Below are 13,917 nucleotides of genomic sequence, written 5' to 3' on the forward strand. Positions count from 1 at the left end.
GACGGTCAGGTGAACGCGGCCGATTCGCGGTACACCTTGACACCGCGCCGGACGAGGACGTTCAGGATCGCGGCCACCGGCACCGCCAGCAGGATCCCCAACAGGCCGAACAGCTCCGCGCCGATCAGCACCGCCACCATGATGGCCACCGGGTGCAGGCCGACCTTGTCGCCCACAATGTAGGGGGTGATGAGGAATCCCTCGATCGCCTGCACCACACCGAACACCGCCACCACCCCGATCAGCGGCACCCAGTCCTGCGTCTGCAGAAACGTCAGCAGGACCGCCGGGATGAATCCCACCACGATGCCAAGATAGGGAACGAGGTTGGCGTAGCCCGCCATGATGCCGATCAGGAGGCTCAACGGCGTGCCGCAGAAATAAAGACCGACACTGTAAAGGATGGCCATGAACGTCGCCACCATCAGCTGCCCGCGCACGAACTGCGACAGCACATCGTCGATCTCCGTCACCACCTGTGTCGTCTGCTTGTAAAAGCGCGGCGGGATGAGCTTGCCGAGTTTCTCGACGATGACGTCGAAGTCGCGAAGCAGGTAAAACATGGCGACGGGAATGATGACGAGGTTGACCACGAACAGGAGCGTGTTGACGAAACCGGTGATCGATCCCCACACCCAGCCGCCCGCGGTGCCCAGCAACTCCAGCGGCACGCGGCCGAGTTTCTGCATGCTGTCGTGCAGGACTTCACCGATACGTTCGCGGTCGATGCCCGCCAGGTCCTGCAGGTACGGTTGGATCCAGCCCTTGATGACGGTCAGATAATCCGGCAGGTTTTCGGCAAGGTTCTGGATCTGCACCTGCAGGATGGGAATGAGCACGATGCCCGCCACCAGCACGACGATGAAAAATGAAACGATCAACACCACCACCGCGGGTGTGCGCTGGAGTTTCCAGGTTTCCAGCCGGTCCACCAGCGGGTCCAGCAGGTAGGCGATGGCGAAGGCGAGAAAGAACGGCGTCACCACGCGCCGCACGAAGTAGAGGAACACCAGCGCGACAACGGTGCTCACCAGCAGGGTTATGAGGAGTTTCTTGTCCTTTTCATCCATGCGATCACAGGTCGCCCATCATGGGCGGCAGGTTGGAAGGGATCTGTTGGGTCGGCGGCGGTTCTACAGGAGGCGGCTCGTCATCTCCACCCAACTCATCGCCTGGAGGCAAATCGTCGTTTTCCTGTTGCTGGACCACCTTCTTCTTATCCGGCCCCCAGTACCGGCCCAGCGCGTCCGCCAGAAAACGCACCATGTTTTGACTGACTTTTTCGAACGCTTTCAGCTCACCGTCGAAATCCTTTTCCACCTTGACGGTGGCGATCTCGCTTTTGGCGGCGATCAGGACACCCTGCGTCGCCGAGACGGCGCGCACGTTGAGGTTCGCCTGAATGGTTTTCGTACCGGTGCCCGCGTCTTCGTTCACCAGAGTGGACCGGGCCGTTCCCAGCACCACCACGTCGGCGGCGGCTTTCAGTCCCACTTCCACCGACGCCTGCAGGTCGCCGTTCACCGCCCGAAGCACCAGGGTTTCCGGAATCTTGTCACGCACGTCCCCGCGCTTGACGATGAGGATGTCCTTCGCCACAAGGTGTTTGTACATGGACACCTCGGCGATGGGCACCGCCTCCCAGAAGCTGTAAACCGTATCGGCGGTGAGGCTCTTTTCTTTAAGCAGGACCAGCACCGTACGCGGTTTCACCAGCGCCGCCAGCACGCCGCGGGTGTTCAGCTCCTTGTTGAGCGCTTCCTTGAAAAACATCACCTCCAGCTTCACGCGGCTGACTTTCTCGATGAGATCGTCGGTGGCCTCCAGGTAGCGGTAACTTTGAATATACGATTCCGGGTTGGAGTACATGCTTTTGAGGGCGCTTTTATTCTGGTTGTACACCGTCGCGCCGAGCATGTCCCGCAAGGCCTCATCGAGCGAATTGCGGAAAGCTTCCCTCACCGCACGGTCGCGTCCGGCCACGTAATTCTCGTTATGAACCGCCGAGTCGCCGAACGCCTCGTAACCCATCGATGGAATGTCCACCACGTCCTGCGCGTGGACCGGGGAGCCAGCCCAGGCAAAAACACACGACATCAATATCCAAAACCATGCGTGTTTGAATGCGCCAAACGGGTTCACGATGTCTTTCCCCTTCGCCTCCCGGTGGAGGCGGTTTTCGTGCGTTTCGTCGATTTCACCGCAGGCGGCCCGGATCTCCGGTTTGCGCCCCTGGCGGATTTCGTCCGGGGGGCCTTCGTCCGCGAGGCGGGCCGTGCCGGCGCCTCCGGTTTGGGTTCGGATTTCTTTTTCGCCACCAGCCGGCGAAGCGCCTTCACCTCGGCAATGGTCAACGGGCGGAACGTGCCGGGTGGTAGCTGGTCGTGGGTCAACGGCCCGAACTGAATGCGCGTGATCTTGATGACCGCATGACCCACCAGCTCGCAGATGCGGCGGATGTGGTGCTTCTTGCCCTCGATCAATTGTAATTCAAGAAAACTGTTTTTGCCCGTGATCCGGTGCAGGCTTGCCTTCAGGGGAAGGGTGGGACGACCGTCCAGGGTCACCCCTTTTTCCAGTTTACGCAGCGTTTTTTCAGTGGGAATGCCGCTGACTTTCACGTGGTACGTGCGCGGAATTTTATTTTTCGGATCGAGCAGCTGATCGGCCATCTCGCCGTCGTTGGTGACCAGCAGAACGCCTTCGGTGTTGTAGTCGAGGCGGCCGACGGGAAACACGCGCACACGGATTTTCTTGAGCAGGTCCATGACCGTCGGGCGGTCTTTTTCGTCTTTCGTGGTGGTGACACACCCGCGTGGCTTGTTGACCAGGATGTAGGTTTTTTCTTTCGGTGGGGGAATGAGGCGGCCGTTGACGTGAATGAGGTCGGCGCCCGGATCGGCCAGCGTGCCCTGCTTGGTGACGACCATGCCGTTGACGGAGACTTTACCTTCTTCGATGTAGCGCTCCGCCTCGCGGCGTGAGGCCACACCGGACTGGGCAATGATTTTCTGCAAACGCATGGCCATGACGGGGCATCCTTATAGAGGGTTGCGCTCAGGCCTGGGGGTCGTTGTCGGCCGGCGGTTCTGCCGGATCAGCCGACACATTGTCAACCGTCGCCGCGGATTCCGTATCAACGGCCTCCGTGTTTTCCGGGGTAGCAGAGCCATTTTCTCCACCGCCGGAACCGAAGGACAACTCACCCTGCTGCGGCGTGTCCTCGCCTTCGATCTCTTCGCTGAAATCTTCCAGCGTCGGCAGTTCGCTCAGGTCGCGCAGGCCGAAGTATTCGAGAAATTTTTTCGTGGTCTTGTACATGATCGGCTTGCCCGGCACGTCCTTGCGTCCGCCGGGGGCGATGATCTTTTTCTCCAGCAGGGTTTTGACGACGCCGCTGGAATCGACGCCGCGGATCTCCTCCACCTCGGCGCGGGTGAGCGGTTGCTTGTAGGCGATGATCGACAGCGTGTCGAGCGCCGGTTGAGACAGGCGGAACGTTTTGTCGAGCTTCAGCATGCGGCGGATCCACTCGAAGTAATCAGGCCGCGTTCCGATCTGGTACCCTTCCGCCACCTCGACGATCTGCAGACTGCGGTCCTCGTAGTCGGCGCGCAACTCTTCCAGGATATCGCGGACGGCGTCAGCGGTGGTGCCGTCGGCCAGCACCTGCTGAAGGGTCTCCGGCGACAAAGGCGCGTCGGAGGCCAGGAGCAGGTTCTCTATGATGGCTTTGATTTTTTCGCGTTCCACGTTGTCCGGTTCCGGTCAGTTCTTGAAATACTTGCTCAACGAAAGTTCCTGCGTGTGGTAGTGCGACTGCAACTGCTTGCCGTACAGGCGCGTGGGTTCGGAGATGATTCTCTCGAACTTCATCCGGCAGAAGGTCTGGCCGTCTTCGATCATGAACGGCACGTCGTGCGGCCGCACTTCCATGACGGCGCGGGTGCCCTGGCTTTTCGCGCCCTTGCCCGGATGCCAACCGAAACCGGGATCGAAGAAGCCCGCGTAATGCGTACGCAACTCGCCGCTGTTGGGCTCGTACGCCACCATCTCGGACACGAGGTCCGGCCAGATGCAGATCTTCTCCTTCGACATCATGATGTAAAAGCTCTCCGGCTCCAGAATGAGCCGGTGCTTTTTAGAGTAATACACCGGCTCCCAAAAATCATCCGCATGATAGTGATTGGTCTTGCTGAGATCGACCACCTGGCTGTTGGCTTTGGCCTTGTAAGCGACGATGGAGTTCTTGCGGTTCGTGCCCTGCAGATCGACGCTGATGAACAGGCCGTCGTCGGCCTTCACCTTGTCCCAGTCCACCGCCCCGCCGTTTTTATGATAGAGAATCGGTTTCTTCTTATACAGCGTCTGCAGCTGGCGGTCGGTGATTTCAGCGTTGCCCTGCTTGAGGCGCAACTGGTTGAGGGAGATGCCCTCCTGCACGCGCACCGGAAACGACCGCGACAGCACCTCCAGGTACAGCTTGCCCTTGTAGCCCGGCGCGATCTCGTCGAAGCGGTGACCGCGGTCGATGATCACCCGGGTGAACATGTCGAGCCGTCCCGTCGAGCTTTTCGGGTTGGTGCACCCGAACAGGCTGGCGGGCAGGTCCAGTTCCTCCAGCAGGGGAATCAGGTAGATCGCACCCTTTTCCAGGATGCCGCCGTCGCGCAGGTCGACCTCGTACAACTTCAGGTCCTTGAGCTTTTTCTCCACGGTTTCGTTTTCCGGCAGAAAACTGCTCTGGATGCGGTACGCCTTCTGCCCCAGGCGCAGGTCCAGGCTGACGGGCTGGATCTGGCTGTCGTACAGCGTGCGCGGCGTGTGGATGATGCCCTGGTGGTACGCCAGCTCGATCTCGCGGTCGGTCAGGTAGCCGGACTTCCCCTTCAGACTTTGTTGCAGGGACGTTTTAACCAGAGACTTGGCGGTCAGCTTTTTCATTCAACCAAACGTGGGATTCGGGATTGCGCGGATCGGGGTGCCGATGGCCCGGGATCAGGCTTGGACGGACGCCAACAGGCTGGAAAATCCGATTGACAGGCCATTTGCCGCTATGATTAAATCCTAATATTCATCACTTTGCAACCATTGTTTTCGAGTCCAAGTTTCAACGAATTATGCCTCTTTACGAGTACTTCTGCGAAACCTGTGAACAGGAATTCACCCTGTTGCAATCCACCTCCGCAAACAAGGAGGAAACGGTGTGCGACCTGTGCGGCTCCGGTAACGTGAGGTACAAATTTTCCTCTTTCGCGTCCAAGGTGGTGGGAGGCACTCCCAAAACCTCCAAGCCCGTGACGATGGACGATTATCCCAACAAGGATGTGTTCAAGCTTCCTGTCCCGAGATTGCGTTCGGAACTTTAGCGGCACGTGACGAATTCTGAATAAAACACCCCGGAGTCGTAAAATCCGGGAGGCGGGATCGGGTCCCCGCCGGGCGACGGCCCTTCTCTATTATTGTTACATTCCTGCAAGGTGGGTGCATTTCATGGGTTCTTCTTCAAATCAATCGCGTAAAAAATCGTGGACCGGTCCGGTGCTGGGTGTGGTCGCGGCGGGCCTCGTCGTCTGGACGTTCACGGAGTTGTCCACCCCTGAGGCCAATCTCGAACCTTACAACCAGTTCCAGGCCATCCCCGCCAGCACCACGGAACCCGAACCGCCCGCTCCCGCTGAAACCATATCCACCCTTGCCCCGGCTCCGGAAGAAGTCGAGCAGGCGGTGCCGAAGCAGGAACCCACGCTGGAGGACAACCTGGTCGCAGAAGCGGAGGTGGAACCCGGCATCGATCCGGCCACCGGTATCGACCTGGATAAGGAACTCCGCGAGGCGCGGCCCAAAACCCCCACAGGCAAGGACCTGCCGCGTCAGACCCTGGAGCACATCGCCAAGGGCATCGAGTACTCGGAAAAAGGCATGTTCAACCACGCCGACCTCGAGTTCGAAAAAGCCTCGAAGATCAGCCCCAACGCGCCGGAAGTGTATTCCCTGTGGGGCACGTCGATGCGCATGGCGGAAAAATACGCGGGCGCCGACCGCAAGTTCAAACGCGCCCACGAACTGGCCCCGAATGACGCCGAGATCACCCTCAACTGGGGCATGGCCCGGTTGTTCGGCAAAAACGCCGACGGCGCGCTGAAACTGTTCAAGGAAACCGTGGCGCTCGATCCCGACAACCACCTCGCATGGAACTACCTGGGCAAGGCGTACGGCCTGAAGAAGGATTACGTCCACGAAGAAGAGAGCTACATGAAATCGCTGGAGCTCAAGGAGGACTTCGCGCAGTCGCATTTCAATCTCGCTGTCGTTCGCAGCCTGCAAAAAAAGTTTGAAGACGCCGCACCGCATTTCATCCGCGCCATCGAGCTGGACAAGCAGTTCGAGAAGCCCTTCGTCGTCCAGTTCCTCACCGCCATGGGCCTGAAAAACAAAACCAGCATGAAGGAAGCGAAGTTGAAAGAAACGGGTGAGGACAAGGCCCACGATCACGACAAGCACGGAGACCATGAACACAAGAAAGGCGAGGAGCACGCCAGGCACGAGCCGCAGGAAGCCAAAAAATCCGAAGGCTCCGACCACAGCATGGAGGGCTCCGGCTCCAACATGGTGAAGACCGTCACCCACCTCGACGGGCAGGTGCTCGTCAACGGCGAACCGGCCGGCAAGCGCGGCGTGGTGTACCTGGAGACCACCAACAAGCTGAAGGTGCCGGAGCAGGCCACGCAGAACATCACCATCACACAGAAGTCCAAACAGTTCCTGCCGGGTCACTCGGTGGTGATGGTCGGCTCTACGGTGACCTTCATGAACGAGGATTTCGAGGTGCACAACATCTATTCCAAATCCAGCGGCAACCAGTTCAACCTGGGGGCGATGTCCGGCGGCGTGCAGAAGCAGATCACGTTCGACACACCGGGCCCGGTGGTTTTGCGCTGCAACATGCACAAGGACATGGTGGGCACCCTGTTCGTCGCCCCCAACGGCTACGTTGCGGAAACGGATGAAAATGGCCGTTTCGACCTGCCGGTGGTCAAGAGCCAGGACTACAAGATGGGCTTCTGGCATCCGCGCATGTTCCCGCAGGAAGTGGAGGCGAACATGCGCTTCCTCAACCTGACCGGTGAAGACAAGACGCTCAAGCTCGAGATCAAGACGCAGTCTGATCCGGCAGACATCCACGACCTGGTGGACGGCACGGATTACAACGAGATCGTGGACAAGATCGAGACGGAAATTTACGGTGCCATCGAGCACTGGAAGCAGGGCAAGAAGTATTCTTCGCAGAAACGCATGCTGACGGCCATCACGCGTCACTTCGACGGTGGCGGACTGAAAGACGCCATCACCAAAAGCTTCAGCGAAAACCGGAGCCAGAACCTAGAAGACGGTCTTGACAAAATCCGCAAGCAGATCGCGGGCATCGACAAGTCCGAGGAAGTGACCGAGGCCTCGCTCAAGTTCAAGGCCAAGCGCATCATCGCGCAGCTGAAAAACAACGTGCGCGAGCTGGAACACCGCCTCAATCCGGACAAGAAAACCACCCAGTGACCGCCGTGCCGGGCAGTTTGATTTTGCCCTGCCGGGATGGTACTTTGAACGCATGACACTGCGCATTTTCAACACCCTGACCGGCAACAAGGAGGAGTTTGTCCCGCTCTCGCCGGGCAAGGTGCGCATGTACGTCTGCGGCGTCACCGTATACGACTACTGCCACGTCGGCCACGCACGCGCCGCCATCGTCTTCGACACCGTCTACCGCTACCTGAAACACACAGGCTTCGACGTCACCTACGTCCGCAACTTCACCGACATCGACGACAAGATCATCAACCGCGCCCGCGAGCAGAAGGTGGAGTGGCAGGAGGTGACGCGCAAGTACATCAACGCGTTCTACGAGGACATGGACGCGCTCAACGTCGAACGCCCGACCACCGAGCCCCTGGCCACCGAACACATCGGCGACATGATCGCAATGATCGAGGGCCTGGTGAAAGCGGGCAAGGCCTACCCCGCCGAAGGCGACGTGTATTATTCGGTCAAGGCGTTCCCCGAATACGGCAGGTTGTCCAAACGTAATGTCGAGGACATGCAGGCGGGAGCGCGCGTGGAGCCGGGGGAACACAAAAAAGACCCGATGGATTTTGCGCTTTGGAAGAAAAGCAAACCCGATGAACCGGCGTGGGACAGCCCGTGGGGACCCGGCCGTCCCGGCTGGCACATTGAGTGCTCGGCCATGAGCTACCAACTGCTGGGCGAAACGTTTGACATCCATGGCGGCGGCAAGGACCTCGTGTTCCCGCACCACGAAAACGAAATCGCCCAGTCGTGCGGCTTCACCGGCAAACCGCCGGTGCGTTACTGGGTGCACAACGGCTTCGTCAACATCAACAAGGAAAAGATGTCGAAGTCGCTCGGCAACTTCTTCACCATCCGCGACATTTTAAAAACGTTCCACCCGGAAGTGCTGCGCCTGTTCCTCTTAACCAATCACTACCGCGGGCCGATCGATTTCTCCGACCAGTACCTGAAAGACGCCGAGAAGAACCTCGACCGCTTCTACGAATTCTTCGCGCAGGCCGAATCCAAACACGGCGGCTTGAACGGCGGTGCGGCACAGATTCCGGAGGACACCCTGCGGGCGCAACCCCTGATGAAGAAGTTCGATGAGGCGATGGACGACGATTTCAACACCGCGGTGGCCCTGGCGGATTTGATGGAAGAGTTGCGCCGACTCAACAGGCAGTTGGGTGAAGACGGCACCGACCGGGACGCGTTTCACCGGGACGCGGCGACGCTGCGGCATGCGGGACAACTGCTGGGCCTGTTCTGCCGAAAGCCGGAGGAGTACAAATCCGAGACGCGCGTCATCAAGGGCGGCGGGCAGGAGCTCGACGTCGCGCGCATCGAACAGCTGATCGCCGAGCGGCAGGCGGCCAGGTCGTCGAAGGATTTCGCCACCGCCGACCGGTGCCGCGATGAATTGCAGAAAATGGGCGTGGTCCTGAAGGACACCAAAACGGGCACGACATGGGAAGTCCAGTAAACAGCACGCATGATTCTTTTTCCGATGCCTACCTGAAATTCTACCGGCTCCATTCGCGGATGGAGGTGAACGAGGCGGAAGAACCGCCGGTGCCGGAGAAGGTGATCCGCTGCGTGTGGAACGACCAGTTGTTCAAAACTCCCCACCTGAAAACCACCGACGGACAATCCCTCGAAGTCGTCTTTCCCGGCTACTGGAATTTCGGAAGCGGTCCGGATTTCAAAAGCGCCGCCGTCCGCATTGGCGGCGAACTTTTGGAAGGCGACGTGGAACTGCACGTGTTCGGCTCCGACTGGGCGGCACACGGCCACAGCGGCAACAACGAATACGACAACGTCATCCTGCACGTGTTCATGTGGAAGGGCCGGGGCCGACGCAAGCTCAGCACCAAAGAAGAATCAAAAGCCCCGGAACCGAAGCTGTCGCGTCCGCACATCCACGAACTCGAACTGAAAAAGTACCTGAAGCGCGGCATCCTGAAACTGAACGAGGAGCTGGATTTTGAATCCTATCCCGTCCTGCACTCGTTCAACTACGGCCTGTGCCACCAGCCGCTGTCGCGCCTGCCGGAGGAAAAACTGCTGAAACTGCTGAACGCCGCCGGCGACGCGCGCATCCACACCAAGATGGACCGCTTTCATGACCGGGTCATAACCAGGGGTTACGAGCAGACGTTTTACGAAGGGGTGGCGGAGGCGATGGGCTATCCCAGCAACAAACTGCCGTTCCGCCTCCTGGCGGAAAATGTACCGATCGTGGAACTGCGCGAGACCCTCCCCGCCCGCGCCAGCGAGATGGAACTCACGGAAATCATCCAGGCGGTGCTGTTCGGGGTGTCGGGACTGATAGATTTCGATGAGATCGTCGAAAACGAAAACCTTCTGCCCGCCGAGCGCATCTTCTTTGACAGGATGGCGAAACACTGGACGTCCCGGCGGGACCGCTGGGAGGACCGGCTGATGAGCCCGCGCGAGTGGAAATTCGGCAAAATGCGCCCGGCCAATTTCCCGTACCGTCGCATCGCCGCCCTCAGCCACCTTCTGGTTCGGCACTGGGAAAACGGCATGTTCGCCGATTTTCTCGACACGCTGCAATCCGCCGTTTCCAATTCCGGCGAGACAGGGTATACTAGGCCGACCCGTAACAGGCTGACGCAGTTTTTCTGTGTGGAAGCCGCGGACTACTGGTCGCGGCACTACACGCCGGGAGGCAAGCCCCTCAAGCAAAATCAACAACTTGTGGGCCCCGACCGGTCGCGGGAGGTGGTGGTGAACATCGCCATTCCCATCGGCCTGATCTACGCCCGGGCGAGCAAATCGGTTCCACTGGAGCAGGCTCTCAGTTCCCTGTTCCAGGTCAAAAACCGGCCCGCGGACAACAAGTGGATCCGGTTCATGAAGCACTACATCATGGGCAACGAAGAGCGCATGCTCAAACCGTTGACCAGCGACCAGCAGACGCAGGGATTGATGCAGATTTACCAGGACTACTGCACCAAAAATGAAAACAACTGCCTGCGTTGCAAGTTTCCCGGCATGGTGGAGCGGTATTTCTCCTGAAAAGCCCCGTCCGTCCCCCGGTTTTTCGCGTAAAACCCTTGATTCGATTGAATTAAGAATATAAAGTGGGATCATTCATCCCCATCCCGGCCCTCGCGCCGCACAGGTACGTTTATCATGGATCATTTGACTGACCTCGAAGATCAGAGCATTTACATTCTTCGTGAAGCTTATAAAAATTTCAAAAACCTGGCCATGCTGTGGTCCATCGGCAAGGACTCCACGGTCATGTTGTGGCTGGCGCGCAAGGCGTTTTTCGGCCACTGCCCGATCCCGCTGGTGCACATCGACACCTCTTACAAGATTCCGGCAATGATCGAGTACCGCGACCACTACGCCAAAAAATGGGGCCTGAACCTCATTGTCGGCCAGAACAAGAAGGCCCTCGACGAGGGCATGAATCACGAAATGGGGCGCCTGGTGTGCTGTGAAGCGCTCAAGACCCAGGGCCTGCAACAGACCATGGAAGAGTACAATTTCACCGGACTCATCCTCGGTATCCGTCGCGACGAAGAGGGCACGCGCGCCAAGGAGCGCTACTTTTCGCCGCGCGATAAAAACTTTGAATGGAACTTCAAGGATCAACCGCCGGAGTTGTGGGATCAGTTCAAGACCACCTTCGCCGAAGGCACTCACATCCGCATCCATCCCCTTCTGCACTGGACGGAGTTGAACGTCTGGGAATACATCGAGCGGGAGAACATCCCCATCATCGACCTGTATTTCGCCAACGAGCAGGGAGAACGTTACCGGTCCCTCGGTTGCGCCCCCTGCACCGGCTCCATCAAGTCCAAGGCGCGGAATGTGAAAGAGATCATTGATGAATTGAAAAACACCACCGTATCCGAACGCTCCGGGCGCGCGCAGGACCAGGAAAACGCGTACGCCATGCAGAAGCTTCGGGCTAAAGGTTACATGTAAATATGGGAGACAACGGATTCAAGACTCCCCAGGATGGCCGCCTGATGAAGCTGGTCATCGTGGGACACGTGGATCACGGCAAATCCACGCTCGTGGGTCGTCTGCTTGCCGACACCGACAGCCTGCCCACGGGCAAGCTGGATTTCGTAAAGAACATCTGCGACCAGCAGGGAAAGTCGTTCGAGTTCGCTTTCCTGCTCGATGCTCTGGAAGAAGAGCAGGAGCAGGGCATCACCATCGACACCTCGCAGATCTTCTTCAAGACCGAGAAGCGCTGGTACGTCATCATCGACGCCCCCGGCCACAAGGAATTTCTCAAGAACATGGTCACCGGCGCCGCCAACGCGGAGGCCGCCCTGCTTCTGATCGACGCCCACGAAGGCGTGCAGGAGCAGTCGCGCCGCCATGGCTACATCCTGCGCCTGCTCGGCATGACGCAGGTGGCGGTGGTCATCAACAAGATGGACCTGGTGAAATACGACCCGGAAGTGTACTTTCGCATCAAAAGCGAGTACACGCAGTTTCTGGAGTCGATCGGCATCGAGGTGCGCGAGTTCATCCCTATTTCCGCGAAGGAAGGCGAGAACGTCGCCAAGCGTTCCGAGCACATGCCGTGGTACACCGGGCCGACCATCCTCGAACGCCTCGACCAGTTCCAGGAAAAAGTCAGTACCGTGGAAAAACCGTTCCGCATGCCCATCCAGGACGTGTACAAGTTCGACCAGCGACGCATCATCGCAGGCCGGGTGGAGTCGGGCACGGCGAAGGTCGGCGACCGCGTCCTCTTTTCTCCGTCCAACAAGAGCACGGTGATCAAGAGCATCGAAACGTGGAATGCAGATACCCCGGCAGCGGTGGAAGCGCAGCACTCGGTGGGCATCACGCTGGCCGAGCAGTTGTTCCTGGAGCGTGGCGAGATCATCAGCCTCGAAAAGAACGCACCGGTGGTCACCACCACGTTCGACGCCAACGTGTTCTGGATGGGACAACGCCACCTGAAACGGGGCGAAACCTACAAGCTGAAACTCACCACGCAGAACGTGGACTGCGAGGTCGTCGAGTTCAAGAAAGCCATCGACGCCTCGACACTGGAAACCCTCCCGGACCAGGATTTCATCGCCAAGAACGACGTGGCGGAAGTGACGCTACGCACCAAGCGGCCCGTCGCTTTCGACCTGTTCACCGACATTGCCGAAACCGGACGATTCGTGCTGGTGGATGAGTACGACGTGTGCGGTGGCGGCATCATCACCCACTTCACCCCGCTGGAGGAAGTGGATCGCCTGCGCAACGAGGCACGCTACCGCGACTCGCACTGGGTGAAGGGCACCGTCACCTCGGAAATGCGCGCCTACCGCAACGGGCACCTGCCCGCCATGATCCTGTTCACCGGAAAGTCCGGCACCGGCAAGGCAGCGCTGGCAGGCAAGCTGGAAGAAGTGCTGTTCCACCAGAATTTCCAGAGCTACCTGCTGGACGGACGCAACATCCAGGTGGGCGTCGGCGCCGACATGGACGCGGAGACGTATTTCTCCGACGGCGAGGCGGTTCGCCGCTTTGGCGAGGTGGCCAAGTTGTTCCTCGACGCGGGCCACGTGGTCATTTCCACCTCCAACGTGTTCAACCAGGAGGACCACTCGAACGTCAACCTGCTGATCGAACCGAGCCCGCTGGTGGAGGTGCGCATCACCGACGACCAGTACCCGAAAGGCATGCCGGAAATCGTGCTCAGCCTGAACGACGCCAAGGACATCGACACGGCGGTCACCCGCATCGTTGATTACCTGAAGGAAAAGAAAATCCTGACCGGCCACAACTATTCAATCTAACCCCACTCCATGGGGTGGAAGCGGGCACGGAAAATGAATCCAGAACAGGGCCCCGGACCCTCGTTCGCGGTCAACGTGCTGACCCGTTTCCCTCCCGCATGGCGGGAGAGAATTTGTTTGACTTTTGCCGCTTCCCATGTCAATTTACAACCTTCATTCTGGGGTTAATTGACCGAAAATACGGCATTTTGAGGAAACATCCATGCCCAAGATCACCGTTCACGACACCGAAACCGGTGAACAGAAAGTCTTCAAAGTCGGCTACGGCGGCAACCTGAGAAAAGCCGCCCAGCACCACGACATCAGCCTCTACCGGGGCCTCCACGAATACACCAACTGCCACGGCATGGGGTCCTGCGGCACCTGCCTCGTGGAGATCGAGCCCATGGAACACGTGAACGATCACGGTCTCATCGAGAAACTCCACAAGATCAACGGCAACCGCAAGCTGGCCTGCCGCACCAAGGTGTACGGCGACATCTCCATCAAGACCAAGCTGGTGGAGTGAGCGCCCTCTCCGGCACTCCCCTTTCCTTCTTATCCGTCTGAACGACCCGGC

At 59.0% G+C, this 13,917-nt stretch carries 12 protein-coding genes; 7 read left to right on the top strand and 5 right to left on the bottom strand.

Annotated elements, in window-relative coordinates; translation table 11 throughout:
* Positions 1 to 5: 5 nt before the first annotated feature.
* From ACTRW9_RS09545 to ACTRW9_RS09565, 5 genes are read right to left on the bottom strand one after another with little or no spacing between them, the layout of a single operon-like run.
* Positions 6 to 1,070 (bottom strand): AI-2E family transporter, encoded by a 1,065-nt coding sequence (locus ACTRW9_RS09545; RefSeq protein WP_442429152.1) that lies wholly within the window; start codon positions 1,068 to 1,070, stop codon positions 6 to 8.
* A 4-nt stretch (positions 1,071 to 1,074) separates the two neighbouring features.
* A complete protein-coding gene (locus ACTRW9_RS09550; RefSeq protein ID WP_442429153.1) occupies positions 1,075 to 2,097 on the bottom strand; it encodes a hypothetical protein in 1,023 nt (340 codons plus the stop codon).
* A gap of 41 nt (positions 2,098 to 2,138) precedes the next feature.
* Entirely contained in the window at positions 2,139 to 3,029 is an 891-nt protein-coding gene (locus ACTRW9_RS09555; protein WP_442429154.1) for a pseudouridine synthase, read from the bottom strand.
* Between the two features lie 28 nt (positions 3,030 to 3,057).
* Positions 3,058 to 3,753 carry an SMC-Scp complex subunit ScpB gene (gene scpB, locus ACTRW9_RS09560; RefSeq protein ID WP_442429155.1) on the bottom strand — a complete coding sequence of 232 codons (696 nt, stop codon included), beginning with the start codon at positions 3,751 to 3,753 and terminating at the stop codon, positions 3,058 to 3,060.
* A gap of 15 nt (positions 3,754 to 3,768) precedes the next feature.
* Positions 3,769 to 4,944 carry a 2'-deoxycytidine 5'-triphosphate deaminase gene (locus tag ACTRW9_RS09565; protein WP_442429156.1) on the bottom strand — a complete coding sequence of 392 codons (1,176 nt, stop codon included), beginning with the start codon at positions 4,942 to 4,944 and terminating at the stop codon, positions 3,769 to 3,771.
* A 176-nt stretch (positions 4,945 to 5,120) separates the two neighbouring features.
* On the opposite strand from ACTRW9_RS09565, the gene ACTRW9_RS09570 reads away from it, so the two are divergent.
* The 7 genes from ACTRW9_RS09570 to ACTRW9_RS09600 all read left to right on the top strand — a co-directional run bounded on the left by ACTRW9_RS09570 (position 5,121) and on the right by ACTRW9_RS09600 (position 13,866).
* On the top strand, positions 5,121 to 5,369 hold the full coding sequence (locus ACTRW9_RS09570) for an FmdB family zinc ribbon protein (RefSeq protein ID WP_442426014.1): 249 nt from the start codon (positions 5,121 to 5,123) through the stop codon (positions 5,367 to 5,369).
* A 124-nt stretch (positions 5,370 to 5,493) separates the two neighbouring features.
* Positions 5,494 to 7,554 carry a hypothetical protein gene (locus ACTRW9_RS09575; RefSeq protein ID WP_442429157.1) on the top strand — a complete coding sequence of 687 codons (2,061 nt, stop codon included), beginning with the start codon at positions 5,494 to 5,496 and terminating at the stop codon, positions 7,552 to 7,554.
* A 52-nt stretch (positions 7,555 to 7,606) separates the two neighbouring features.
* Positions 7,607 to 9,049 carry a cysteine--tRNA ligase gene (gene cysS / locus ACTRW9_RS09580; RefSeq protein ID WP_442429158.1) on the top strand — a complete coding sequence of 481 codons (1,443 nt, stop codon included), beginning with the start codon at positions 7,607 to 7,609 and terminating at the stop codon, positions 9,047 to 9,049.
* A complete protein-coding gene (locus tag ACTRW9_RS09585) occupies positions 9,034 to 10,608 on the top strand; it encodes a DUF2851 family protein (protein WP_442429159.1) in 1,575 nt (524 codons plus the stop codon). The genes cysS and ACTRW9_RS09585 overlap by 16 nt, the downstream gene beginning before the upstream one ends.
* A 117-nt stretch (positions 10,609 to 10,725) precedes the next feature.
* A complete protein-coding gene (gene cysD, locus ACTRW9_RS09590) occupies positions 10,726 to 11,529 on the top strand; it encodes a sulfate adenylyltransferase subunit CysD (protein WP_005005473.1) in 804 nt (267 codons plus the stop codon).
* A 2-nt stretch (positions 11,530 to 11,531) separates the two neighbouring features.
* Positions 11,532 to 13,358, top strand: coding sequence for a GTP-binding protein (locus tag ACTRW9_RS09595; RefSeq protein ID WP_442426019.1), 1,827 nt, complete (start codon positions 11,532 to 11,534; stop codon positions 13,356 to 13,358).
* Positions 13,359 to 13,560: 202 nt separating this feature from the next.
* Entirely contained in the window at positions 13,561 to 13,866 is a 306-nt protein-coding gene (locus tag ACTRW9_RS09600) for a 2Fe-2S iron-sulfur cluster-binding protein (protein ID WP_005005479.1), read from the top strand.
* Positions 13,867 to 13,917 lie beyond the last annotated feature (51 nt).

The sequence above is a fragment of the Nitrospina sp. 32_T5 genome (genome assembly GCF_052156635.1).
GTDB lineage: Bacteria > Nitrospinota > Nitrospinia > Nitrospinales > Nitrospinaceae > Nitrospina.

Excerpts from the sequence above, each read along its gene's own strand:
- ACTRW9_RS09585 (WP_442429159.1), top strand. The coding sequence starts at position 9,034 with ATGGGAAGTCCAGTAAACAGCACGCATGATTCTTTTTCCGATGCCTAC.
- ACTRW9_RS09545 (WP_442429152.1), bottom strand. The coding sequence starts at position 1,070 with ATGGATGAAAAGGACAAGAAACTCCTCATAACCCTGCTGGTGAGCACC.
- ACTRW9_RS09575 (WP_442429157.1), top strand. The coding sequence starts at position 5,494 with ATGGGTTCTTCTTCAAATCAATCGCGTAAAAAATCGTGGACCGGTCCG.
- ACTRW9_RS09595 (WP_442426019.1), top strand. The coding sequence starts at position 11,532 with ATGGGAGACAACGGATTCAAGACTCCCCAGGATGGCCGCCTGATGAAG.
- ACTRW9_RS09565 (WP_442429156.1), bottom strand. The coding sequence starts at position 4,944 with ATGAAAAAGCTGACCGCCAAGTCTCTGGTTAAAACGTCCCTGCAACAA.
- ACTRW9_RS09600 (WP_005005479.1), top strand. The coding sequence starts at position 13,561 with ATGCCCAAGATCACCGTTCACGACACCGAAACCGGTGAACAGAAAGTC.
- cysD (WP_005005473.1), top strand. The coding sequence starts at position 10,726 with ATGGATCATTTGACTGACCTCGAAGATCAGAGCATTTACATTCTTCGT.
- ACTRW9_RS09555 (WP_442429154.1), bottom strand. The coding sequence starts at position 3,029 with ATGGCCATGCGTTTGCAGAAAATCATTGCCCAGTCCGGTGTGGCCTCA.
- ACTRW9_RS09570 (WP_442426014.1), top strand. The coding sequence starts at position 5,121 with ATGCCTCTTTACGAGTACTTCTGCGAAACCTGTGAACAGGAATTCACC.
- ACTRW9_RS09550 (WP_442429153.1), bottom strand. The coding sequence starts at position 2,097 with ATGTCGTGTGTTTTTGCCTGGGCTGGCTCCCCGGTCCACGCGCAGGAC.
- cysS (WP_442429158.1), top strand. The coding sequence starts at position 7,607 with ATGACACTGCGCATTTTCAACACCCTGACCGGCAACAAGGAGGAGTTT.